Raw genomic sequence first — 23,856 nt, 5'->3', positions numbered from 1 at the left:
GGGCGGAAGAGGAGACGCGGGGCCGCATCGAGGCGGGCCTGCGCGAGGTGGTCGAGGCCGGGCGGCGGGCGGAGGCCGAGCGGGTGGCCGCCGCAGCCGAGGCGCGCGCCAGGGCCCAGGCGGAACGGGAGGCGCAGCTCGAGGCGGAGCGGAAGGCCCGCGCCGAGGCCGCCGAGGCAGCCCGCCTCGCCCGTATCGCGGCGGAAGAGCGGGCCCGGAAGCTCGCCGCCGAAGCGGCCGAGGCGCGACTGCGCGTCGAGGCGGAGCTGAGGGCGCGCGTGGAGGCGGAGGAGCGGGCTCGTCGCGATGCGGAGGAGAAGCTCCGCGCGGCCACCCTCGCGGCCGCCGAGGCACGGGCCCACGCGGAGGCCGAGCGCAAGGCGCTGGCGGAGAGCGGCCGAGGCGATGGCGCCGGGGGACCCACCGGCGCCCAGGGAACGCCCCCTCCCCGGCCGGCGGCACCCTCCGGACAGCTTCAGGCAAGCCTCCCGCCCGGCGAGCGCGAGGCGGCCGCAGCGAGGGAGAGGCTCGAAGCCGAACTCGCCGCGCTGGAGCGCCGGCTCCGCGACACCGCACGGCGCGGAACTGCGGCCTCGCAATAGCCGGACACGGTTGCACGCGGGCGGCTGTTCCTCTATTCACGGCCCGTCGACGCGCCCCGACGGGCGCCGGCCCATCCGGGCCGCCGGTTTAGCTGCCGTAGCTCAGTGGTAGAGCACTCCCTTGGTAAGGGAGAGGTCGAGAGTTCAATCCTCTCTGGCAGCACCACCTTCCGCGCTCCTCTCCCCAGGCTTTCAGCCGGCCCGCGCCGGGCGCGGCATCGGACCAGCCGTTGAACCAGACCTTCCACATCGAAGCGATCGGCTATGCGGAGGCCGGCAGGCCGGTCGCGGTGGTGCAGCGGCAATCCGTGCGGGCCGAGAGCGCCGAGAGCCTGCAGCGCCGGGCCGTGCGCCTCCTCCAGCGCTCGCGCGCGCCGCAATGGAACCTCGCGCCCGTCGAGGCGGTCAGGATCCTGGACGGCGCCGGTACGGAGCTGTTTCGCTGGACGATCTGGGACGAGATGAGCGGCGCCCGCGCCGGCTGATCGCGGATCGGAGCAGGCATCCGGCAGAGCCTTCCCGAAGGCCGGGGCCGGGAGAATCGGCCAGCCGCGCCTGGGCGCGGCCGGCCCTGCGATGAACGCTAGTCGATGTCCTGCACGTCGGCCGTGCCGCCATAGACGCGCTGCGCGAGCGCGGCCTCCATGAACGGGTCGAGGTCGCCGTCGAGCACGTCGGACGGAACGCCCGAGGTCACGCCCGTGCGCAGGTCCTTCACCAGCTGGTACGGCTGCAGCACGTAGGAGCGGATCTGGTGGCCCCAGCCGATATCGGTCTTGGCCGCCTGCTCGGCATTCGCCTTTTCCTCGCGCTTCTTCAGCTCGAGCTCGTAGAGGCGGGCGCGCAGCATGTTCCAGGCGGTCGCCCGGTTCTTGTGCTGCGAGCGCTCCTGCTGGCACGCGACCGCGATGCCGGTCGGGATATGCGTGATGCGCACCGCCGAGTCGGTCGTGTTCACGTGCTGGCCGCCGGCGCCGGACGACCGGTAGGTGTCGATCCGGCAATCCGATTCCTTGATGTCGATCTGGATGCGGTCGTCGATGACCGGGTAGACCCAGACGGACGCGAAGCTCGTGTGCCGGCGCGCATTCGAATCGAAAGGCGAGATGCGCACGAGCCGGTGCACGCCGGACTCGGTCTTCAGCCAGCCATAGGCGTTGTGCCCCTTGAGGAGCAGCGTCGCGCTCTTGATGCCGGCCTCTTCCCCGTCCTGCTGCTCCAGCAGGTCGACCTTGAGCCCGTGCTTCTCGCCCCAGCGCGCATACATGCGGGCGAGCATCTGCGCCCAGTCCTGGCTCTCCGTGCCGCCGGCGCCGGAATGCACCTCGACATAGGTGTCGTTGCCGTCGGCCTCGCCGGAGAGCAGCGTCTCGACCTGCCGGCGCGCGGCCTCGGCCTGGACGCGCCGGATCATCTCCTCGCCTTCGGACACGGTGGCGTCGTCGCCCTCGGCTTCGCCGAGTTCGATGAAGCCGACCCCGTCCTCGAGCTCGGATTCCAGGCGGCGGATCGTGGAGACCTGCTCATCGAGCGCATTGCGCTCGCGCATGACCTTCTGGGCTTCCTCCGGGTCGTTCCAGAGGTTCGGGTCCTCGGAGCGGGCGTTCAGCTCGCCGAGGCGACGATCGACTGTATCCCAGTCAAAGATGCCTCCTCAGCAGTCCAATCGACTGCTTGGCGGCTTCGAGTAGCGAAAGGATTTCGGCGCGCATGACGTGCTGCGTGTGTCTCGCCCAATGCTGCGGGGGAATGAGGGACAGATAGGCGGGCCGGCCCCGCCTGTAAACCGCCCGCCCGCCGGGTCAGGACCCTTCGGGCAGGCGGAGGGAGGTCAGTAGAGCCCGCCCGTGCCGGTATTGACGGCGCGGTCGCTGTCGGCCGAACCGCCGCCGTCACCGCCACCGCCGCCGCCATAGCTGACGTTCGCGTAGCTCTCGCTCGGGCCGGTGCCCGGCTTGAAGGCCTCGAGGATCGTGCCGGCGCTCTCGCCGCCGCCTGCCCGCATCCCCGAGCCGAGGCTGACGCGGATCAGCTTGATGCCGGGCGGCACGCGGAACGGCGTCGGCGGCTTGTCGGCGAGCGCATGCTTCATGAACTCGCCGAAGATCGGCGCCGCGTATTGCGAGGCCTGGGCGCTGTCGCCCATCGAGCGCGGCCGGTCGTAGCCGATATAGACACCGGCGGCGAGGTCGGGCGAGAAGCCCACGAACCAGAGGTCCTTGGCGTCGTTGGTGGTGCCGGTCTTGCCCGCGACGGGCTTGCCGATGATCGCCTTCTGCCGCGCCGCGGTGCCGCGCAGCACCACGCCTTCGAGGATGGAGACCATCTGGTAGGCCGTCAGCGGATCGAGCACCTGCTCGCGCTTGTCGACGATCTTCGGCTCGTCCTGGTTGGCCCAGCTCTCCGCGCTGCAGCCGATGCAGTCGCGCTCGTCGTGCTTGTAGATCGTCTGGCCGGTCCGGTTCTGGATGCGGTCGATGAGCGTCGGCTTGATGCGCTTGCCGCCATTGGCGAGCATCGAATAGGCGGCCGTCATCCGCAGAACGGTCGTCTCGCCGGCCCCGAGCGACATCGGCAGCAGCGGCGCGAGATCGTCATAGATGCCGAAGCGGCGCGAATACTCGGCGATCAGCGGCATGCCGACGTCCCGCGCCAGGCGGACGGTCATCAGGTTCTTCGACTTCTCGATGCCGTAGCGAAGCGTGTGCGGGCCCGTCGACCTGCCCTCGAAGTTCTGCGGCGTCCATGCTTCCTGGCCGCCGCCGGGATCGATGGTGATCGGCTCGTCCAGGATGATCGAGGACGGCGTGTAGCCGTTGTCCAGCGCGGTCGCGTACACGAAGGGCTTGTAGGACGAGCCCGGCTGCCGGAGCGCCTGGGTGGCGCGGTTGAACTCGCTCTGGTCGTAGGAGAAGCCGCCCACCATGGCGTGGACGCGCCCCGTATTCGGATCCATGGCGACGAGGCCGCCGGACACTTCGGGCACCTGCCGCAGCCGGAACTGGCCCGGCTTGTCCTCCAGGGGCTCGACATAGATGACGTCGCCGACCTGGAAGGCCTGGGCGGCGCTGCGGCGCGTCCAGGCGAGGCCCGCCTGCGGGATGACGCCGAGCTCGCGCTCGCGCGCGACCTGACCGCCGGGCTCCTTCCTGGGCTGCAGGCCGATCCGAGCCTGGCCACCGGCGGTGTCCAGCACCACGGCCAAGCGCCAGGGCTGGACGTCGGCCAGAGCCGGGACTTCCGCCAGGGCGGTGCCCCATTCGCGGCCGGCCAGCGGGATGTTGGTCTGCGCGCCGCGCCAGCCCTGCGATTCGTCGAACCGCACGAGGCCGTTCAGGAGCGCGCGGCGAGCGATCGCCTGCAGCTTCGGATCGAGCGTCGCCCGGACCGACAGGCCGCCCTCGTAGAGAGCCTTCTCGCCATAGCGGTCGGACAGCTCGCGCCGGATCTCCTCGGCGAAGTAGCCGGAGGCCGAGGCGTTCGGGGAGATGCTGCGGACGTTGATGCCGAGCGGCAGCGCCTTGGATCGCACCGCCTCGTCGCGGGTGATGTAGCCGTTGGCCGCCATCAGATCGAGGATGTCGTTGCGGCGGGCGATCGCGTCCTGGGTCCGGCGGAACGGATGGTAGTTGTTCGGCCCCTTCGGCAGCGCCGCCAGATAGGCGGCCTCGGCCGGGGTCAGCTCGTGGACCGATTTCGAGAAATACTCGAGCGCGGCCGCCGCGATGCCGTGCACGTTCCGGCCGGGCACGATGGTGCCGAGGAAGATCTCGTTGAGGTACAGCTCGAGGATCTTGTCCTTGGAAAAGGCCGCCTCGATCCGGAGGGCGATCAGCGCCTCCTTGATCTTGCGCTCCATGGTCTGCTCGTTGCTGAGCAGGAAGTTTTTCGCGACCTGTTGCGTGATGGTCGAGGCGCCCTGCCGCCGGCCGGAGCGGAAATTGTTGAGCGCTGCGCGGACGATGCCCTCGGGATCGATGCCGCTATGCTTGTAGAAGTTCTTGTCCTCGGCCGACAGGAAGGCGCCGACGACGAGCTTCGGAACGGCCTGGATGGGCAGGTAGAGGCGCCGCTCGCGCGCGTATTCGGCGAGGAGCGAGCCGTCGGCCGCGTGGACGCGCGTCGTCACCGGCGGCTCGTAGTTGGCGAGCGCCGCATGGTCGGGCAGGTCCTGGCTGTAGACCCAATAGAAGTAGCCGGCGATCGCCGCCCCGATCAGGAACGCGATCGCCCCGACGGAGAACAGGAAGCCGAAGAACCGAAGGATGAACCGCATCCGCTCCAATCCGCCATCAGCCCGGTCGGGCCCTGGTGACGCTTCGCCCCCTGGTTGACGTGGCCCGCAGTTCGAGGGCTGTCAATCCGGCGCAATCGGCGATGGCTCCTTCCACACTCTTTCTATGGTGACATTGGGGCACGGGCCGTGAGCCGGGCCGCGAAGAAGCGGTCGACGGCCGAGGCCATGGCGGTCGCGGTGCGGCTGCGCCATTCGGGCGAGAGCAGGTGCTCGAGGTCGCGCGTGTTCGACAGGTAGCCGAGTTCGACGAGCACCGACGGCAGATCGGCGGTGCGCAGCACCCTGAACCCCGCCTCCCGCTGCGGCTGCGCGCTGAATCGCATCACGGGGGACAGGTCGCGCAGGAGCAATCCGGAGAAGCGGTGCGAGAAGGCCCGGGTCTCGCGCAGGGTGAGTTCCTGGAGGATGTCCGTGACCTCCCCCGGCGCCGCCTGCCAGGGCAGCCCGCCCGCCTGGTCGGCCGCGTTCTCGCGGTCGGCGAGGGTCGCCGATTCGTGGTCCGTGGCCCGGTCGCTCCCAGTGTAGATGGTGGCGCCGCTCACGCTCGGGGTCGAGATGATGTCGGCATGGACGGAGATGAAGAGCTCCGCTCCGGCCTCGCGGGCGCGCCGGACGCGCTCGTCGAGGGGCACGAAGATGTCCTGGTCGCGGATCATCAGGACCCGGTACCGGCCCTGGGCGGAGAGGCGATCCCGCAATTCGCCCGCGAAGGCGAGCGTGATGTCCTTCTCGAGCGCGCCGTTCGGGGCGGTAGCGCCCGGATCGACCCCGCCATGGCCGGCATCGATGGCGATGACGGGACGGCGGTCCTGCGTGGCTGCCGAGTCCTGCGGGAGCGAGCCGGTCGTGAGGACGTGGTCGGCCCGGTCCATGGCGGCGGCGCGCCGGAAGCCTTCCCGGTCGGTTCGTACGAGCTCCACCACGAGCAGGCTCGCCTCGGCCACGCTCGCCGGGCGGGTCTCGACGCTCTTCACCAGGGCAGGCGCCGAGAGGTCGAGCACAATGCGGCTGCGGCCGGCCGCGAAGAGGCCGCACCGGATGGAGGACACGACCCCGCCGCGGCGCTTGCCGCCGTCCGGGCCGAGCTGGAAGTTCACCTCCGGAAGATCGATGACGACCCGGTCCGGCTTCTCCATCACGAAGGCTGTCGCCTCGATCGGCTTCGACAGCGTCAGCGTGAGCCGGGTGCGCGCCCCTTCCGAGCTCAGCTCGGCCTGGATGGCGACGGCCCGGTCGGCAGGTGCGCGCTCGCCCGCCTGCGGCGCACGCGCGCCGGCAGCGGTGAAGAGGGACGCCGCAAGCGCGAGCCCCATGGCGAGTTTGCGCCCGGCGGACGCAAGGAGCATGAAGCAGTTCTCCGGCCTTGGTCCGGCCGGTGTGCCTCCCGTCTGGTTAACGAGGACTTTGCACGACGGGCCCGCGCCCGCCCGCTACTCCCTTTCCCCGCGATTCCGGGGGCTGTGGGATGGATGTCATTGCATCTTGTCAAAACCCGCCCGACATATGTAATGGAAATGACTTCGTCCGGCTGATCGCCGCGGTCGCGGAGCGCCGTCTGCCGGAGCTGCTTCGCCCCTCCCCTCTTTCGGTCAAAGCCGAGACGAAGTTCCCTCGCGGCATGCAGCCGCTTCCGGCGCGCAGCTTCTGGGCGCCGCTGTCGAAGGATTTGGCCATGGGCAGAGGAGCGGGATCAGCGTTGCTGTTCGTCCGTGCTTACGCCCCGGCCGTCGTTACCCGAGACTTCTCCCCGCCGGCCCGTACAGGCGTCGGACCTTCCACCATCACCCACCCTGGGCGCGCCGAAGTTCGGCGTGTCCCGGCGTGTCGCCGGCCTGCCGGCCCCGCCTCCAATTCGATTGGAGCCGCGGCTGCCAGGGCCTGCTCTGCGCGCCCCCTCTCCCGAGGCAGGCCCGACGCACGCCCTTCCGAGAGTCGAATATGGCTAACAAGATGCTCATCGACTCCTCCCATCCGGAGGAGACGCGCGTTGTCGTAACAAGGGGCAACAAGGTCGAGGAATTCGACTTCGAGTCGGCGAACCGCCGACAGCTCCGGGGCAACATCTATCTGGCCAAGGTCACGCGGGTCGAACCCTCGCTCCAGGCCGCCTTCATCGAGTACGGAGGAAATCGCCACGGCTTCCTGGCCTTCAGCGAGATTCATCCGGACTACTACCAAATACCTGTCGCCGACCGGCAGGCCCTCCTCGAAGAGGATGAGCGCGCCGAGCGTGAGGCGGAGCGCGAGGCCGAGCGTCCGCGCGGGCGGCGTCGCCGCGGCGCTTCCCGTCGCCGCCACGAGCGCGACGCGACCGTCTCCGCTCGTCCCGAGGATCTCGGTCAGGACGAGAACGGCGACGCGGAGGCGGCTGCCTTCGCGGGCAGCGAGGGCGGCACGGCCGAGGACGTTCAGGCCCCGGCGGTTGAGGCTCCCGCTTTCGCGGCCGAACAGGCAGAGGCTGCTTCTCCCCTAGAGACTTCCAGCGCGGCCGAGGGCAGCGAACCGGCCGGAGAGGCCGCCGCGGCGCCTGTCGACGTGCCGTCCGACATCGAGGTCCAGCCGGTCGAGCCGGCGGATGCCGGTGCGCCCGTCGCGGCCGCCGAGCCCGAGCAGGCGCCCGTTCCCGAGGCGGCTGCCGAACCCGAGGTCGCGCCGAAGCCGGAGAATGCGGCCCCCGAGGCGGTCCAGGCGGACCAGCCGGTCTCCGAGGGCGTCGCCACCGAGGCGCCCGAGACCCTCGCGGCGGCTTCCGCTCCCACCGAGGAGGAGGAGGCGCGCGCCCCATCCGAATCCGACGATGAAGACGAGTCGGACGACGACGAGGAGGATGAGGACGAAGACGAAGAGGACGACGAGGACGATTCCGACGAGGAGGACGACGAGGAGCTCGAGGAGCACGAGGTCGTCGAGCAGGTCGGAGGCGGCGACGCACTCGAGGAAGTGCCGGAGCGTCCGCGCATCCAGCGTCGCCACTACAAGATCCAGGAAGTCATCAAGCGTCGGCAGATCCTGCTCGTCCAGGTCGTCAAGGAGGAGCGCGGCAACAAGGGCGCGGCCCTCACCACCTATCTGTCGCTCGCTGGCCGCTACGCCGTGCTCATGCCGAACACCGGCAAGGGCGGCGGCATCTCGCGGAAGATCACCAATGCCGAGGACCGCAAGCGCCTGAAGGAGGTCGTGCAGGACCTCGAGGTGCCGGAGGGGATGGGCATCATCCTGCGCACGGCCGGCGCCAACCGCACCAAGCCGGAGATCAAGCGCGACTTCGAATACCTGATGCGTCTGTGGGAGAGCGTGCGCGAGCTGACGCTGTCCTCATCGGCGCCCGCGCTCGTCTACGAGGAGGGCTCGCTGGTGAAGCGGGCCATCCGCGACCTTTACAACAAGGACATCGACGAGGTCGTCGTGGCGGGCGACGACGCCTACCGCGAAGCCAAGGACTTCATGCGGATGATCATGCCCTCGCAGTCGAGGGCCGTCAGGCTGTACCGGGAGCCGCAGCCGCTCTTCGCGCAGTTCGGCGTGGAGCAGCAGCTCGACGCCATGTTCTCCAACCACGTGACGCTGAAATCGGGCGGCTATCTCGTCATCAACCCGACCGAGGCGCTGGTTTCCATCGACGTGAACTCGGGCCGTTCGACCCGCGAGCACAATATCGAGGACACGGCCCTTCGGACCAATCTCGAAGCGGCCGAGGAGATCGCGCGGCAGCTCAGGCTGCGGGATCTCGCCGGGCTGATCGTGATCGACTTCATCGACATGGAGGAGAAGCGGAACAACCGCGCGGTCGAGAAGAAGCTGAAGGACTGCCTGAAGAACGACCGCGCCCGCATCCAGGTCGGGCGGATCTCGCCCTTCGGGCTGCTCGAGATGTCGCGCCAGCGCATCCGCACCGGCGTGCTCGAATCCTCCTCGGTGATGTGCCAGCATTGCGGCGGCTCGGGCTTCGTCCGCTCGACGCCTTCGGTCGCGCTGCAGATCCTCCGCTCGGTCGAGGAATCCCTGCTGCGCAGCGCCAGCCACAACCTCGTCGTGCGCACTCGCGCCGAGGCGGCCTTCTACATCCTCAACCAGAAGCGCGGACACCTGCGGGACATCGAGACCCGGTTCGGCGTCACCATCACGGTGGTGCCGGACGAGACGCTCGCGGGCAGCGTGACCTTCGCCATCGACCGCGGCGAGCCGGCGACTCCGGCCGAGCGGCGCCCGGCCTCGACGGGCGTGCGCATCGACGCGGTCACGCCGGTCGACGAGCCGATCGAGATCGATGCGACAGTCGAATACGAGCGGGAGGAGGAGGACGAGGCCGAGGCCTCCGCCGACACCGTCCGCGAGGAAACCGACGAGCAGGAGGAGGCCGGCCGGAAGCGCCGTCGCCGCCGCCGTCGCCGCGGCCGCGGTGGCCAGCGCGAGCTCGAGGGCGCGTCCGCGCAGGAGGGTGTCTCCGGCGAGGACGAGGAGGACGAGGACGCCGACGAGGATGGCGCGCCGGAAGGCCGGGCCGACCTCTCCGGCCGCGAGGACGACCGTGTTCCGTCCGAGGAAAGGGAGCCGGAGCCGGCCGAAGCTCGCGCCGACGATTTCGGCACGCCCGTTCCGGTCGCCGATTCGTGGTCCCCGGAGCCGCCCGTCGCCGCCAGCCCGGCCGAGCCGGAGGCCGCAGCCGAACCCCGCGCGGCCGAGCCCGCACAGGTCGCCGCGGAGGCTCCGCCGGCCGAGCCCGTCGAGCCCGCACCGGCTCCCGAGCCGGAGCCGGAACCCGTCGCGATCGTGCTGACCCCGCCCGATCCGGACCGCCCGAAGCGTGGTGGCTGGTGGTCGAAGGCGAAGGCCGCCCTCGGCGGCTCGTAGGCCGCGATCCGGCCACGCCTCATGGCGTGGCCGATCCCACGCTCACCATGCGCCGGCGAGCCGCTTCGGCGGGAGCATGGGCCAGAAAGCAAAACGGCCGGGCATCTGCCCGGCCATTCTGTTTGAACCCGTTGTCGTTACTGGGTCGGCGGATTCACCCGTTCCCGACGATCTTGCCCGCGAGAGCAGCGTTCGGTGCCCAGACCATGGCCGCAGCCATGATGGCAAAAAAGGCATTCCTCATCGAAATGTCTCCTACCACCTTCAAGGTCGGCCCGTTCGCGGGCTAGCGCAATCCCCCGATGGAGGTAGGCAGCCCGGGCAAGGCGGCTCAGAACTCCTCCCAGCCCTCCTCCGCGGCCGCGGATTTCGGCGCGGCAGAGACGCCCCGCCCGCCGCTCCTCTTGAGCACGGTGACGGTGCTGCGGGCCCGTGCCGGCGCCCGCGCCGCGGGCCTCGCTGCCGGACCACCGACCTGGAACCGGCCCATCAGGGCACCCAGCTGGTCGGCCTGGCCGGCCAGGGTGTGGCTCGCGGCCGTCGACTGCTCGACCATGGCGGCATTCTGCTGGGTCACCTGGTCCATCCGGTTCACGGCCGTGTTGACCTCGGCGAGCCCGGTCGCCTGCTCCTTGGCGGAAGCGGCGATCTCGACGACGACGGCGTTGATCTCGCCGACCTGCCCGACGATCCGCTCCAGCGCCTTGCCGGTCTGGCCGACGAGCTCGACGCCCTGGGCCACCTGGGTCGATGACGCCTGGATGAGCGCCTTGATCTCCTTGGCGGCGTCGGCCGAGCGCTGCGCCAGCGCGCGCACCTCGGAGGCCACGACCGCGAAGCCCTTGCCGGCGTCACCCGCCCGCGCCGCCTCGACGCCCGCGTTCAGGGCCAGGAGATTGGTCTGGAAGGCGATCTCGTCGATGACGCCGATGATGTTCGAGATCTCCCTCGATGACCGGTCGATCTCCGCCATGGCGCCCACGGCGCCGCTGACCACCCCGCCAGAGCGCTCCGCCTCGATCTTCGCGGCCGCGACGACCTCCCGCGCGTGATTGGCGCCCTCCGAGGTCTTGCGGACGGTCGCCGTGATCTCGTCCAGGGCGGCAGCCGTCTCTTCGAGCGACGCCGCCTGCTGCTCCGTGCGCATCGACAGGTCGTCGGCGGCCTCGCTGATCTCTCCCGCTCCGGCCCGAATGCCGTCCGTCGTGCCGGCGATGGCCTTCATCGTCTCCTGGAGCGTCTCGGCGGCCGCATTGAAATCGCCCTGGAGCTTCGCATAGGCGGGGGCGAGCGGCTCGTTCAGCCTCGCCGTGAGATCCCCCCGCGCGATCCGCTCGAGCCCGGCCGCGAGGGCTGCCATCGCGACACCCTGCTCGGCAGCCGCCTGCTTCTGCTGCTCCTCCGCCTTCAGGCGCGCCTGCTCGGACGCCTCGAAGTAGACGGAGATAGCGATCTCCATGTCGAGCAGGGCCCGCTTCACGAGGGCCCCCATGGCTGCGGCTGCCTGGTCCGCGGCGCCCTTCCGGCCGAACACGCCCCTCGGCCAGGTCCGCCCGACCACCTCGTGGAGGAGCTTGTCCAGGATCAGGGCATAGCCGCCGACGTACCAGCGCGGCTCCAGCCCGATCCGGGCATGCGCCTCGCCGATGGCGCGGACGCTTTCGGCGTAGTCGTCGCCGAGGCCGCCCGAGCTGATCATCTCCCAGTGCCGGAACTGGGCGTTGCGGGCCGCATCCACGCGCTCGGGCTTCTCGAAGAAGCGGCTCGCCTCCGGAAAGGTGAGCATGTGCTCGTAGAAGGCACCGAGGGCGCCCGGCAGCGCGTCCTTGACGACCGGCTCGACCGTGCGGAGCGCCGCCGTCGTCTCGGCGTCGCACTTCATGAATCGCAGGCGTTCCGCGAGGTTCGATCGGTCTTGGGCGCGCTGTGTCATGGGTCCGGCCAGCTGGAAGAATGGCCGGCCGTAGCAAGCGCGGGCTTTAGAATGCTTTACCCGCGCAGGTGCTCGTCAGCGGAGCCAGGCGCGCAGCCGGCCGATCGCCTCGCGGCAGACCTCCTCGCCGCCCGCGAAGGAGAGCCGGAGGTGGTGCCCGCCCTGCTCGTGATCGAAGTCGACGCCCGGGGTCGCCGCCACGCCCGTCTCGTCCAGCATGCGCCGGCAGAAGGCGATGGAGTCGTTCGTGAAGCGGGCCACGTCCGCATAGATGTAGAAGGCGCCGTCGGCCGGGTGGAACTCGGTGATGCCGATGCCCGGAAGCTCGTTCAGCAGGACGTCGCGGGCGCGGGCATAGCCGGCCTTGACCTGCTCGAGTTCCTCCGTCGCGTCGAACGCCGCCAGGGCGGCGACCTGCGACAGGTAGGGCGCCGAGATGTAGAGATTCTGGGCCAGCCGCTCCATCGGCCGAACCAGCCGCTCGGGCACGACCAGCCAGCCGACGCGCCAGCCGGTCATGCAATAGTATTTCGAAAAGGAGTTGATGACGACCGCATTCGGCTCGACGGCGAGCGCCGTGTCGGCGGCGCTGCCATACGTCAGGCCGTGGTAGATCTCGTCCGAGATGAACCACAGGCCGTGCGCGCGGCAGGTCGCGGCGATGTCGGCGAGACCGGCGCGGCCGATCATGGTGCCCGACGGGTTCGCCGGGCTCATGGCCAGCACGCCGGCGAGCGGCGCCTCGGCCTGCGCACGCTCGATCCCCTCCGCATTCATGCGCCAGCCGTCCTGCCGGCGCAGATTGATGGGTGCGGGCTCGAGATCGAGCGCGGCCAGGATGTTCCGGTAGGCCGGATAGCCGGGTGCGGAGATCGCGAGACGGGCGCCCTTGTCGAAGAGCGCCAGGAAGGCGAGGACGAAGCCGGCCGAGGATCCCGTGGTGACCACGACCCGCTCGGGCGAAACCTCCACGCCATAGGCATCGCGATAGTGGCGGGCGATCCGCTCCCGCAGCGGCGCGATGCCGAGCGCCTCCGTGTAGCCGATGCGGCCGACCTCGAGCGCGCGGCTCGCGGCCTCCCGGACGAGGCGCGGCACGGGAGCCGAGGGCTGGCCCACCTCCATGTGCACGACCGAATCACCGTGCCTTTCTTTCGCCGCGGCGGCGGCCAATACGTCCATGGCGAGGAAGGGCTCGACGCGCTCGATGCGCGAGGCCATCCTCAGTTCCGGTTCGTTGGTGTCGGTCATGTTGGCTGAGCTTTCGGGAGCCGGGCTCGCTAGACTGTCGAGGCCTGCGGCTCAAGCCGCAGGTTGACCGGGCCAGTCCGCCCGGCGATATCACCCGCACGCTTTCGGCCCGGGCGTCTCAGACGCGCCGCAGAGCCGCAGGGAAGGCCCACATGCTCTCTCGATCGCTGAAACGTCTGGGCCTCGCGGCGGCGCTTGCCGCGGCCGCCGCACTCCCGGCCGCCGCTCAGTCCTTCTCCGGCCCGCAGAAGGAAGAGATCGGGCGCATCGTCCGCGAATACCTGATCCAGAATCCCGAAGTGATCCAGGAGGCGATCGTCGAGCTCGAGCGGCGCCAGTCCGAGGCGCAGAAATCCGCCCAGACGGCAGCGATCCGCGAGATGAAGCTGGACCAGGTCGCCACCAAGCACGGCAATGTCGTCGGCAATCCTGCCGGCGACGTCACGCTGGTCGAGTTCTTCGATTACAATTGCGGCTACTGCAAGCAGTCGCTCGGCGACATCCAGGGGCTGATCAAGGGCGATCCGAAGCTGCGGATCGTGCTGATGGACCTGCCCGTCCTCGGCCCCGACTCGTTCGAGGCGAGCAAGGTCGCCCTTGCCGCGAAGGCGCAGCTTTCGGGCGACAAGCTCTTCGAGTACCACACACGCCTCCTCGCCACGCGCGGCAAGATCGGAGGGGAGCGGGCGACGGCCGTTGCCCGCGAGATGGGCCTCGACCTCAACCGCTTGCAGAAGGACGCGAACGGCCCCGAGGTCGCCGCCGCCCTCAACGATAACCGGCGCCTCGCCGAACGGCTTTCCATCAACGGAACCCCGGCCTTCATCATCGGGGAGGAAGTCATCCCCGGCGCCGTCGGGGCCGGCCCGCTCCGGCAGGCCATCGCTGGCATGCGCCAGTGCGGCCACGCCATCTGCTGATCATCTGACCGAACCCGCCACCCAGGCACTAACCTCCTGATGTCCGACCCGCACCCCTTCGACCCGGCGCTCGTGCGCGAGCTCGCCTCCCTCCTGTCAGATACCGACCTGTCCGAGATCGAGGTCGAGAAAGGCGACCTGCGGATCAGGGTCGCCCGGAGCGTGACGGTCGCGCCGGCCATGATGGCGCCTATGCCTGCGCCGGCACCGATCGCGGTTCCGCTCCCGCCGGCTCCCGGCAACGGGCTCGGCGCTGCCGGTTCGGCGGAGCCGCGGCACCATCCCGACGCCGTGACCTCTCCCATGGTCGGGACCGCCTATCGCCGGCCTTCCCCCGGCGCGAAGCCTTTCGTCGAGGTCGGCTCTTCGGTGAATGCCGGCGACAAGCTCCTGCTGATCGAGGCGATGAAGACCTTCAACGACATCGTGGCGCCCCGCGGTGGCACGGTGACGGCGATCTATGTCGAGGACGGGCAGCCGGTCGAATACGGCGAGCCACTGATCGTGATCGGATAGGGGCCGCCCTCCCCCATGTTCGACAAGATCCTGATCGCGAACCGAGGCGAGATCGCGCTCCGCGTCCTGCGGGCCTGCAAGGAGCTCGGAATCTCGACCGTGGCCGTGCATTCCACGGCGGATTCAGACGCGATGCATGTGCGGCTCGCCGACGAAAGCGTCTGCATCGGGCCGCCGCCCGCGCGGGAAAGCTACCTGAACATCCCCGCGCTCATCGCCGCCTGCGAGATCACCGGCGCCGACGCGATCCACCCGGGCTACGGGTTCCTGTCGGAGAACGCCCGGTTCGCCGAGGTGCTGGAGCACCACGGCATCACGTTCATCGGCCCGCGGGCCGAACATATCCGCATCATGGGCGACAAGATCGAGGCGAAGCGCACGGCGCGGCGCCTTGGGATCCCCTGCGTGCCGGGTTCGGATGGCGGCATCACCGATGACGTCGAGGCGAAGCGGGTGGCCGCAGATATCGGCTACCCGGTGCTCGTGAAGGCGGCTTCGGGCGGCGGCGGGCGCGGCATGAAGGTCGCCCGCACGGAGGAGGAGCTCTCGGAAGCTCTTTCGACGGCGCGAATCGAGGCCAAGGCCGCTTTTGGCGACGATGCCGTCTATCTCGAGAAGTACCTCGAAAAACCCCGGCATATCGAGATCCAGATCCTGGGGGATGGCCAGGGTGACGCCATCCATCTCGGCGAGCGCGATTGCTCGCTCCAGCGCCGGCACCAGAAGGTCTGGGAGGAGGCGTTCTCCCCGGCCCTCAACGACGAGGAGCGGGCCCGGATCGGAGAGACGGTCGCCACGGCCATGAAGAAGCTCGGCTATTCGGGCGCCGGCACGATCGAGTTCCTCTACGAGGACGGCCAGTTCTACTTCATCGAGATGAACACCCGCGTTCAGGTCGAGCATCCCGTGACGGAGATGATCACCGGCATCGACATCGTGAACGAGCAGATCAAGGTCGCGGCCGGGAGCGCGCTCTCCGTGAGCCAGGACGAGGTGCGCTTCAACGGCCACGCGATCGAATGCCGGATCAATGCCGAGCATCCGGTGACCTTCCGGCCTTCGCCGGGGCTCATCACCTATTTCCACCCGCCCGGCGGGCTCGGGGTGCGGGTCGATTCGGCGGCCTACCAGGGCTATCGGATTCCGCCCTACTACGACTCGCTGATCGGCAAGCTGATCGTGCATGGCCGCACCCGGAACGAATGCTTGATGCGGCTCCGGCGCGCGCTCGACGAGTTCGTGGTCGACGGCGTCGAGACCACGCTCCCGCTCTACCGCAACCTGGTGCGGAACGCCGACATCCAGAACGGGGTCTACGACATCCACTGGCTGGAAAAGCATCTGGCCGCTGGCGAGGGCGAGACGAAGACCTAGCTGCTCTTGCCGCAACATGGACGCCTCGCTAGCCTTCATGGTTGCCAAGAGGAGCTCGCCTCCGGGAGGCAGCGCTATGGCAGACGGATTGTACGAGCAGGACTTCGTTCGCTGGTCGGAGGAGCAGGCTCATGCTCTACGGGCGGCAGCGGAGTCGGGTACAAACCTGCCCCTCGACTGGGATCGTCTCGCCGAGGAGATCGACGGCTTGGGCAGGTCGCTTCGCTCCGAACTGCGCAACCGCCTCGCCACGATCATCGAGCATCTCTTCAAGCTCCGCCTGTCCAGCGCCGCCGACCCTCGCTCCGGATGGGTCGAGACCGTGGCGCGCGAGCGTATCGAGGTCGACACGCTGCTCGAGGAGAACCCGAGCCTTCGCTCCTCGATGCCGGAGACCTTGATCGCCGCGGACCGAAAAGCCCGCAGGCTCGCGGAGGTCAGCCTCCGGCGGCACGGAGAATGGTCGGGGACCGGCGGCCGCGAGCTCGCAAACCTGCGGTTCTCCGAGACAGAGGTCCTCAGCGATTGGTTCCCTTGCGATCCGGAACAAGGTCAAGCTTGATCCACGTTCGAACCTCGACCTGATCTGTGCCATGGCTGGCTCGCCGCGCGTCGAGATCACGCCCGAGATCCTGCTGCGGGCCTATGCGGCCGGCATCTTCCCCATGGCGGAGGATGCCGAGGACCCGAGCCTGTTCTGGGTCGAGCCGCGTGCCCGCGGCATCATTCCCCTGGAGGCCGTCCACGTTCCGCGCCGCCTCGCCCGTACGGTGCGGCAGGACGTGTTCGAGATCCGCGTCGACACCGATTTCGAGGGCGTGATTGACGGCTGCGCGGCGCCCGGTGACGACCGCGACCGGACCTGGATCAACGCCCGCATTCGCCGCCTCTACGGCGAACTGTTCGACCTCGGCCATTGCCACACTGTCGAGGCCTGGCGCGACGGCCGGCTCGTCGGCGGCCTGTACGGCGTGAGCCTCGGAGCCGCCTTCTTCGGCGAGTCGATGTTTCACCGGGAGCGCGATGCCTCCAAGGTCGCCTTCGTGCACCTGGCGGCGCGGCTGCGGGCGGGGGGTTTCCAACTCCTCGACGCTCAGTTCAGGACGGACCACCTTGCGACGCTCGGGGCCGTCGAGATCCCGCGGCGGGACTACAAGCGCCGGCTGGAGAGCGCGGTCGCGAGCTTCGCCGATTGGTGGGTCTGGCGCCCCGGCGAATGCGTTACCGGCGCGGAGGCGCTCGCCGCCCTGCAGGCGAGCTGACCGGAGGTTGCGATGACCTCGCCTTCTTTCGCCCTCTTCGAGACCGCGCTCGGCGCCTGCGGGATCGTCTGGCGCGGCGGCGACGTCCTCGGCGTGGTCCTGCCCGAGGCCGATGCGGCGAAGACCCGGGAGCGGCTCGGCAAGCGTTTCCCGGAGGCCCGCGAGGCCGATCCTCCCGCCGAGGTCGGGCGGGGGGCCGAGGCCATCGTCGCGCTCCTCGCGGGCGGCAAGATCGACCTGTCCGGAATAGCCCTCGACCTCGGCAGCGTGCCGGAATTCGACCGGCGGGTCTATGAAATCGCCCGGACGATCCCGCCCGGGGAAACCCTGACCTACGGCGAGATTGCCCGCCGCGTCGGGACCCTCGCCGACGCCCGCGCGGTCGGGCAGGCGCTCTGGCGCAATCCGTGGCCCATCATCGTGCCGTGCCATCGGGTACTGGCCGCGTCCGGCCGGACGGGCGGGTTCTCGGCCCCGGGCGGGGTCGACACCAAGCTCCGCATCCTCACGATCGAGGCCCGGCACGCCGCGGCGGCGCCCGGCCTCTTCGCCGACCTGCCGCTCGCCGCAAAGCCGCGGCGACCGCGCTGAGGGGGCGGCTTGACCATCCCATGATGGGAACCCTTATCTCCGGGTAGAGGCAGGGAGAGGGCTGATGAATATTGGCGAGGCCGCGAAGGCGTCCGGCGTCTCCGCCAAGATGATCCGGTACTACGAGGAGATCGGCCTCATCGGGCGGGCCGATCGCTCCGCCGCCAACTACCGCTCGTTCGACAGGCGCGAGATCAACGAGCTCCGCTTCGTGAAGCGGGCCCGTTCGCTGGGCTTCTCGGTCAAGGAGATCCAGCGCCTGCTGTCCCTGTGGCGCGATCGCCAGCGGCCGAGCCGCGAGGTGAAGGCGATCGCCGAGCGCCACATCGCGGACCTCGAGGCCCGCATCGCGGAGATGAAGGCGATGGCCGACACCCTCCGCGAGCTGTCGACCTGCTGCGCAGGCGACGACCGGCCGGATTGCCCGATCCTGACGGACCTCGCCGAGGCGAAGCCCGCTTCCGTGCAGGCCTAGCCCTCGATCTTCGAGAAGTCGGCGACGGCCCGGGTCGCCTGCCTGAGGCCGGCCAGGAGCTTCAGGCGGTTCTCGCGCAGGCGCGGGTCCGGATCGTTGACCGTGACCTTGTCGAAGAAGGCGTCGACCGAGGGCCGGAGGCGGGCGAGCGCCGTCATGGCCCCCTCGAAGTTCTCCGCCTCGATCGCGGCGGCAGCCTCGGCGGAAGCGACGTCGAGGTCGGCCGCGAGCGCCTTCTCCTCCGGCAGCACATAGGCGGAGGCATCAGGCGCGCCGTCATAGGCGCGACCGTCCTTCTTCTCCTCGATGCGCAGGATGTTCGCGGCGCGCTTCGTGCCGGCGAGAAGGTTTTGGCCGTCCTCCGTGTCGAGAAAGCGCCCGAGCGCCTCCACACGGCGGACGATGGTGAGGAGGTCGTCGTTGGCTCCCTCCCCTCCCCCTCGTGGGGAGGGGCCGGGGGTGGGGGGCGTCCCGGAGAGAGCGGTGGCGGTGCCGCCTGCCTGCCCCCCATCCCGGTCGCTGCGCGACTCGACCTTCCCCACGAGGGGGAAGGCGGAGCCCGCGCTCAGGACGGCGTCGATGAGATCGTGCCGCGCCCCGCGGTCGCGGAGATAGACCTTCAGGCGATCGTGGAAGAAGGCGAGGAGATCCGATGAGAGCGATGCTGCCGTCGGCACAAATCTTGGACTCTGAATTCCCGTCCCGTCTTTGCCCGAAATCACGAATATTTCATCATCTTCGTAAGGGCTACGCGCCCCACCATACAAAACGAGATACTGTCCATTTACGTCAAACTCTGATCGACTCGCGATTGAAGTAGCGACAACCTGATCAAAGGAACCATCCTCACCATCTTCTCTGAACAGATTCCAGCGCTTTGAAAACTGCTCAAGAAGATAATAGTAACTCGATAAGGAAGCCGACAACACGGAGCATCTCAGCCCATTCTCCAGCACCAGCCGGATCACGCCGAGCGCCGCACGCCTCAGCGCGTAAGGATCCTTTGATCCTGTCGGCTTCTCGTCGATGGCCCAGAACCCGACCAGGGTGTCGAGCTTGTCGGCCAGCGCCACGGCCACGGAGACGGGATCCGTGGGGACGCGGTCGGAGGGGCCGAGGGGCTTGTAGTGCTCCTCGATCGCGGCCGCGACGGAGGGGTGCTCGCCCTGGGCGGTCGCGTAGTAGCGGCCCATGAGGCCCTGCAGTTCCGGGAACTCGCCCACCATCTCGGTCACGAGATCGGCCTTGGCGAGCCGGGCGGCGCGCTCGGCGAGGTCCGGGTCGGCGCCGGTGACCGACGCGAGTTCGCGGGCGAGCGCCGCGACCCGCTCCACGCGCTCGAACTGCGTGCCGAGCTTCTCGTGGAAGACGATGTTTTTCAGCTTCTCCAGCCGGTCCCCGAGCGGGGTCTTCCGGTCCGTGTCCCAGAAGAACTTTGCGTCCGACAGCCGCGCGCGCACGACGCGCTCGTTGCCGGCCACGATCGCCGCCCCGCCATCCCGCGCCTCGATGTTCGAGACGAGGATGAAACGGTTGGCGAGAGCGCCCTCCCCGCGCCGCAGCACGAAGCATTTCTGGTTCGCCCGGATCGTCGCGCGGATCACCTCGGGCGGGATGTCGAGGAAGCTCTCGTCGAAGCTCCCCATCAGCACGACCGGCCACTCGACGAGACCGGCCACCTCGTCCAGGAGGCCCTCGTCCTCGATCACCTCGAGCCCCTGCGCGAAGGCGAGGTCGCGCGCGTCGTGCAGGATCACGTCGCGCCGGCGGGCCGCATCGAGGATCACCCGCGCGCGGGCGAGGCCCTCGACATATTCGTCGAAGCGGCGGGCCCGGAACTCGGCCGGCGCCAGGAAGCGATGGCCGCGCGTCACGTCACCCGAGGAGATGCCGCCGATTGTGAAGGGCACGATCTCGGGCGTCTCCGTCTCCGCGCCGAAGCAGCACAGGATCGATTGCAGCGGCCGCACCCAGCGCAGGGAGCCCGGTTCGGCCGAGGCCGCGCCCCAGCGCATCGATTTCGGCCAGGGGAAGCCGCGGATGATCTCGGGCAGGATCTCGGCCAGCACCTCGGCGGTCGGCCGGCCCGGCCGCTCGATCAGGGCGATGTAGAAATCGCCCTTCTTCGGGTCCGACTGGACGGTCAGCTCCTCCCTGGAGGCGAGGCCCGCGCTCTTCAGGAAGCCGGCCAGCGCCGCGTCCGGGGCGCCGACGCGGGGACCCTTCCGCTCCTCGCGCACGTCCTTGCCCTTGGCCGGGAGGCCCGCGATGTGCAGGGCGAGCCGACGCGGCGTCGCGAAGGCGACGGCGCCCTCGTACAGGAACCCGCGCTCGACCAGCGCATCGGTGACGAGCTTCTTCAGGTCCTCCGCGGCCCGCGCCTGCATGCGCGCGGGGATCTCTTCCGAGAGGAGTTCGAGCAAGAGGTCGGGCATGTCAGTCGGCCGTGATCTCGGCCACGGTGGCGATGCAGGCGAAGCGGTCGCCGAGCGCCGCGAGCTCGGCCCGGTGCAGGGCCTCGGCGGAGATCTCCCCGCCCTGCCCGTCCGGAAGCGCGCGCGTCGCCGCCGCGTCGGCCGCGATCGTAACCGGGAAGCCGAGATCGAGCGCGGCCCGCGCCGTCGAGGACACGCACATATGCGTCATGAAACCTGCAAGGATGAGGTTGGGGCGGCCGGTCGCGCGCAGCTGTGCCTCGAGGTCGGTCTTGGCGAAGCTGTTCGGCAGCGGCTTCTCGATGACCGGCTCGCCTTCGAGCGGCCGTACCTGGTCGACAATCTGGCCGCCGGCCCCGTCGCGGTCGAAGAGGCTGCCCGCCCGGCCCTTGTGGGCGATGTGGATCACCGGGGTCCCGGCGGCGCGCGCCTTCCCGAGCAGGAGCGCCAGCCTCTCGAGCGCCGGCTCGATCCCACCGAGCGGCAGCGCGCCGTCAAGGTATTCGCGCTGGGCGTCGATGACGACGAGCGCCGCGCTCGACAGGGGAGCGGGCCGCGGTTGCGCGCCCGCCATTTCCAACAGCGTCTTTGCCATGTGCTTGCGATCCCGGGTCACGATCGGCCGGTCCCGGCCGGCTCCACCTCGCGACAGAGGCGGTGTTAGCCTCTCCCGGCCGATATCTCCACCTCGCGAACGAGGTCGTACTGCCCGTCGTCGGAGACGTCGCAGCGCAGCCGGATGATGGCCCGGCGGGAACCGTGGGCGAGGTCGAGGAGGCGGAAGAAGCGCTCGCCGGACAGGAAGATGTCGAAGCGATGCTCGCCGGCGCTGGAGACGCCGAAGTAATCGTCCTCGACGCGGTCGAAGCGCTCGGGCCAGGAGCGGGCCCGCATCTTCAGCTGGGCGGTCGTCGAACCCCAGATGGTGAGGTCGACATCGCCGATATTCTCGCCCGTCTCGGCCGTCGCGCCGACGCCGGTCAGCTTCGCGACGCCCGTGTCGTTGTTCGCCGTCAGGACGAGGTCGTAGGCGACCCGCGTGATGGCGATGTGGATGCTGCGCGAGGTGCCGGGCTTCATGCTGCGAGCCTTCCGCCGTCCGTCGCGAGCCACGCCGCGCCACAGGCCTTGGCGAGCTCGCGGACCCGCAAGATGTAGCTCTGCCGTTCCGTCACGGAGATGACCCCGCGCGCATCCAGCAGATTGAAGATGTGGGAAGCCTTGATGCACTGGTCGTAGGCCGGCAGCGCCATGGCGTGCTGCGTCCGCTCGCCATCCCAGCCGGCCTCCAGGTATTCGCGGCAGGCCTTCTCGGCATCGCGGAAGTGCCGGAACAGCATCTCCGTGTCGGCAACCTCGAAATTATGCTTCGAATATTCCCGCTCGGCCTGCAGGAAGACGTCGCCGTAGGTGACCTTCTCGTCGCCCTCGCGGCCGTTGAAGTTCAGGTCGTAGACGTTCTCGACGCCCTGGACGTACATGGCCAGCCGCTCGAGCCCGTAGGTCAATTCGCCCGAAACCGGTGAGCACTCGAAGCCGGCGACCTGCTGGAAATAGGTGAACTGGCTCACCTCCATGCCGTCGCACCAGCATTCCCAGCCGAGGCCCCAGGCGCCGAGGGTCGGGCTTTCCCAGTCGTCCTCGACGAAGCGGATGTCGTGCAGCGACGCGTCCACGCCGATGGCCGCGAGCGAGGCGAGGTAGAGCTCCTGCAGGTTCGGCGGGTTCGGCTTCAGGATGACCTGGAACTGGTAATAATGCTGGAGCCGGTTCGGGTTCTCGCCGTAGCGCCCGTCCTTCGGCCGCCGGGACGGCTGGACATAGGCGGCGCGCCACGGCCTCGGCCCGAGCGCCCGCAGCGTCGTCGCCGGATGGAACGTACCCGCCCCGACCTCCATGTCGTAGGGCTGCAGGATGGCGCAGCCCTGTTCGGCCCAGAAGCTCTGCAGCGCCAGGATGAGGCCCTGGAAGGAACGTTCCGGGCGCATATGCGGGAGGGCGGCCAGGGGGCCGCTCGGGGCGGTGATCATGGCGGAACGGATAAGGGGCCCCGGTTGCCTGTCAAGCTGCGGACGAAAGTAAGTTCCTGCTCACCGTACCCGGTCGGCAAGTAGTAACCGTCGCAGGAGGTTGATGGGGAACATTCGAGAGGCGCCCGGCATTCTTCACCCGACTTAGGCAGCCACGCTTCATGTGTGGCTACGCACAGCTAAATGCCCGCCAGTCCTTCAGAAGAGAAGGACAAGAGCTGGGCCGGGAGACATCTGGATGATCACGCCTTTCGTTGCCGTTCGCCTCGTCGCCGCGACCGTTGTTCTGGGTGGAGTCGCCCTCGCCGGGTCTGCCATTGCGAAGCCCCTCGCGGCGGAAACGACCCTTGCGGCCAACGTCGCAGCGCCAGTCAGCGGGCCTGTGGCGGCCGCCGCGACGATGGCCGAGCCCGACGCGGCCTGTGCCCGCAAGGTGAAGGTCGTCTATTCCGGCTACGGCGAGGCGGACCGGATCGCCTGCGCGGTGCCGGCCAAGTCCGCCGCGAAATGAACATCTAGGCTTTTCCCGGGTCGGCTTCCGTTCAGCTGAATCTGAGCAGATTGGCGGCGCAGATAAGTCTGCTGGCGGGTGGGCTTGGTCTGGAGGAGGACAGGATGAGTGCTGTTCGGTCCATGATTCTCGGGTTTGGCCTGGTGGCCGGGGGCCTGGCCTTGGCCGTCCCGGCCTCGGCCGCCCCGGTTCCGACAGGCGTAGCCGCAGCCGCATCGACGCCCGCTCCGGTCGAGAGCGTGCAGTGGGGCTACGGCGGCTACGGCTACGGTCCCCGTTACGGCTATTACGGCCCGCGCCGTTATTGGGGCGGACCCCGCTACGGCTACGGCTATTACGGTCCGCGTCGCTTCTACGGACCGCCGGTCGTGTGCCGGTTCCGGCCGACCCCCTGGGGCCCCCGCCGGGTCTGCTTCCGTCGCTACTGATCCTGACGAGGGCGCCTGCGGGCGCCCTTTTCACGTCGGAGAGCCGTGAAGGGCTGCCGCTGCCGGCGTGAAGCTCCCGTCGGCCTCGTGCAGGATGATGGGCGACGCGAGTTGCAGCGGCGCGCGCCCGCCTTTGACGGCCGAGACGAGGATCCGCGAGGCCGTCTCCCCGGCCCGCGGATGGACCGGCGTCACGATCACGGACCCGAAGCGCCGCTCCAGCGCGGCGAGGCAGCGGCGCAGGCCATCTGCCCGGTAGATCACGGCGATCCGCCCCCTGTGCCGCAGAAGCTCGGCCGCGCTCGCGATCCACTCGGCGAGCCCACCCCCCTCCATCTCGTGCGCCGAGCGACGGCGCGCCTCCGGCGAGGGACGCCCCT

The 23,856-nt window shown here is 69.4% G+C and carries 20 protein-coding genes, 1 tRNA gene and 2 pseudogenes; 13 read left to right on the top strand and 10 right to left on the bottom strand.

Annotated elements, in window-relative coordinates:
• From ACO2SS_RS27915 to ACO2SS_RS27905, 3 genes and pseudogenes are all read left to right on the top strand, one after another.
• Positions 1-602: pseudogene (locus tag ACO2SS_RS27915) on the top strand (hypothetical protein); the annotation flags it as partial.
• A 91-nt stretch (positions 603-693) separates the two neighbouring features.
• A tRNA-Thr gene (locus tag ACO2SS_RS27910) sits at positions 694-768 on the top strand.
• A 64-nt stretch (positions 769-832) separates the two neighbouring features.
• Complete coding sequence (locus ACO2SS_RS27905; RefSeq protein ID WP_423281139.1) at positions 833-1,087, top strand: hypothetical protein; 255 nt, start codon at positions 833-835, stop codon at positions 1,085-1,087.
• A gap of 98 nt (positions 1,088-1,185) precedes the next feature.
• Here ACO2SS_RS27905 and prfB read toward each other — a convergent pair.
• The 3 genes from prfB to ACO2SS_RS27890 form a co-directional block, all read right to left on the bottom strand.
• A protein-coding gene (gene prfB, locus ACO2SS_RS27900; RefSeq protein WP_423281138.1) for a peptide chain release factor 2 occupies positions 1,186-2,314 on the bottom strand; the annotation gives its coding sequence in 2 pieces (ribosomal slippage) (positions 1,186-2,244 and positions 2,246-2,314; 1,128 coding nt in all).
• Positions 2,315-2,433: 119 nt separating this feature from the next.
• Positions 2,434-4,878 carry a penicillin-binding protein 1A gene (locus ACO2SS_RS27895; RefSeq protein WP_423281137.1) on the bottom strand — a complete coding sequence of 815 codons (2,445 nt, stop codon included), beginning with the start codon at positions 4,876-4,878 and terminating at the stop codon, positions 2,434-2,436.
• Positions 4,879-5,000: 122 nt separating this feature from the next.
• Positions 5,001-6,245 (bottom strand): N-acetylmuramoyl-L-alanine amidase, encoded by a 1,245-nt coding sequence (locus ACO2SS_RS27890; RefSeq protein ID WP_423281136.1) that lies wholly within the window; start codon positions 6,243-6,245, stop codon positions 5,001-5,003.
• Positions 6,246-6,837: 592 nt separating this feature from the next.
• Between ACO2SS_RS27890 and ACO2SS_RS27885 the strand changes: the two genes are divergently transcribed.
• On the top strand, positions 6,838-9,750 hold the full coding sequence (locus tag ACO2SS_RS27885) for an Rne/Rng family ribonuclease (protein ID WP_423281135.1): 2,913 nt from the start codon (positions 6,838-6,840) through the stop codon (positions 9,748-9,750).
• Between the two features lie 331 nt (positions 9,751-10,081).
• Here the strand turns inward: ACO2SS_RS27885 and ACO2SS_RS27880 are convergent, their stop codons facing one another.
• Both ACO2SS_RS27880 and ACO2SS_RS27875 read right to left on the bottom strand, forming a co-directional pair.
• On the bottom strand, positions 10,082-11,683 hold the full coding sequence (locus ACO2SS_RS27880) for a methyl-accepting chemotaxis protein (protein ID WP_423281134.1): 1,602 nt from the start codon (positions 11,681-11,683) through the stop codon (positions 10,082-10,084).
• A gap of 75 nt (positions 11,684-11,758) precedes the next feature.
• Positions 11,759-12,904, bottom strand: coding sequence for a pyridoxal phosphate-dependent aminotransferase (locus ACO2SS_RS27875; RefSeq protein WP_423281133.1), 1,146 nt, complete (start codon positions 12,902-12,904; stop codon positions 11,759-11,761).
• Between the two features lie 182 nt (positions 12,905-13,086).
• Here ACO2SS_RS27875 and ACO2SS_RS27870 point away from each other — a divergent pair, with 182 nt between their 5' ends.
• The 7 genes from ACO2SS_RS27870 (at position 13,087) to cueR (ending at position 18,072) form a co-directional block, all read left to right on the top strand.
• Complete coding sequence (locus tag ACO2SS_RS27870; RefSeq protein WP_423281132.1) at positions 13,087-13,854, top strand: DsbA family protein; 768 nt, start codon at positions 13,087-13,089, stop codon at positions 13,852-13,854.
• A gap of 39 nt (positions 13,855-13,893) precedes the next feature.
• Entirely contained in the window at positions 13,894-14,370 is a 477-nt protein-coding gene (gene accB, locus ACO2SS_RS27865) for an acetyl-CoA carboxylase biotin carboxyl carrier protein (protein WP_423281131.1), read from the top strand.
• A gap of 15 nt (positions 14,371-14,385) precedes the next feature.
• Positions 14,386-15,744: an acetyl-CoA carboxylase biotin carboxylase subunit gene (gene accC / locus ACO2SS_RS27860; RefSeq protein ID WP_423281130.1), complete on the top strand. Its 1,359-nt coding sequence runs from the start codon at positions 14,386-14,388 to the stop codon at positions 15,742-15,744.
• Between the two features lie 76 nt (positions 15,745-15,820).
• Positions 15,821-16,306 (top strand): DUF29 domain-containing protein, encoded by a 486-nt coding sequence (locus ACO2SS_RS27855; protein WP_423281129.1) that lies wholly within the window; start codon positions 15,821-15,823, stop codon positions 16,304-16,306.
• Between the two features lie 31 nt (positions 16,307-16,337).
• Positions 16,338-17,006, top strand: a complete 669-nt coding sequence (gene aat, locus ACO2SS_RS27850; protein WP_423281128.1) for a leucyl/phenylalanyl-tRNA--protein transferase — start codon at positions 16,338-16,340, stop codon at positions 17,004-17,006.
• Between the two features lie 12 nt (positions 17,007-17,018).
• Complete coding sequence (locus tag ACO2SS_RS27845; RefSeq protein WP_423281127.1) at positions 17,019-17,597, top strand: methylated-DNA--[protein]-cysteine S-methyltransferase; 579 nt, start codon at positions 17,019-17,021, stop codon at positions 17,595-17,597.
• Positions 17,598-17,661: 64 nt separating this feature from the next.
• Positions 17,662-18,072, top strand: a complete 411-nt coding sequence (cueR, locus tag ACO2SS_RS27840; RefSeq protein ID WP_423281126.1) for a Cu(I)-responsive transcriptional regulator — start codon at positions 17,662-17,664, stop codon at positions 18,070-18,072.
• Here cueR and glyS read toward each other — a convergent pair.
• From glyS to ACO2SS_RS27820, 4 genes are all read right to left on the bottom strand, one after another.
• On the bottom strand, positions 18,069-20,507 hold the full coding sequence (glyS, locus tag ACO2SS_RS27835; RefSeq protein WP_423281125.1) for a glycine--tRNA ligase subunit beta: 2,439 nt from the start codon (positions 20,505-20,507) through the stop codon (positions 18,069-18,071). The two genes, cueR and glyS, sit on opposite strands and share 4 nt — an antisense overlap.
• 1 nt (position 20,508) lies before the next feature.
• Positions 20,509-21,102 (bottom strand): cysteine hydrolase family protein, encoded by a 594-nt coding sequence (locus ACO2SS_RS27830; protein WP_423281124.1) that lies wholly within the window; start codon positions 21,100-21,102, stop codon positions 20,509-20,511.
• Positions 21,103-21,167: 65 nt separating this feature from the next.
• On the bottom strand, positions 21,168-21,587 hold the full coding sequence (locus ACO2SS_RS27825; RefSeq protein ID WP_423281123.1) for a hypothetical protein: 420 nt from the start codon (positions 21,585-21,587) through the stop codon (positions 21,168-21,170).
• Complete coding sequence (locus ACO2SS_RS27820; RefSeq protein WP_423281122.1) at positions 21,584-22,537, bottom strand: glycine--tRNA ligase subunit alpha; 954 nt, start codon at positions 22,535-22,537, stop codon at positions 21,584-21,586. Before ACO2SS_RS27820 ends, ACO2SS_RS27825 begins: the two co-directional genes overlap by 4 nt.
• 238 nt (positions 22,538-22,775) lie before the next feature.
• Between ACO2SS_RS27820 and ACO2SS_RS27815 the strand changes: the two genes are divergently transcribed.
• Both ACO2SS_RS27815 and ACO2SS_RS27810 read left to right on the top strand, forming a co-directional pair.
• Positions 22,776-23,048 (top strand): hypothetical protein, encoded by a 273-nt coding sequence (locus ACO2SS_RS27815; protein ID WP_423281121.1) that lies wholly within the window; start codon positions 22,776-22,778, stop codon positions 23,046-23,048.
• A gap of 104 nt (positions 23,049-23,152) precedes the next feature.
• Positions 23,153-23,476, top strand: coding sequence for a hypothetical protein (locus ACO2SS_RS27810; protein ID WP_423281120.1), 324 nt, complete (start codon positions 23,153-23,155; stop codon positions 23,474-23,476).
• A gap of 30 nt (positions 23,477-23,506) precedes the next feature.
• On the opposite strand, the pseudogene ACO2SS_RS27805 reads toward ACO2SS_RS27810, so the two are convergent.
• Positions 23,507-23,856, bottom strand: a pseudogene (locus ACO2SS_RS27805) (methyltransferase); the annotation flags it as partial.

The sequence above is a fragment of the Enterovirga sp. CN4-39 genome, assembly GCF_049446235.1.
In the GTDB taxonomy this organism is placed as follows: domain Bacteria; phylum Pseudomonadota; class Alphaproteobacteria; order Rhizobiales; family Beijerinckiaceae; genus Enterovirga.
Note: the sequence above shows the minus strand (reverse complement) of the source record. Positions and strands in the feature narration are given on the sequence as shown.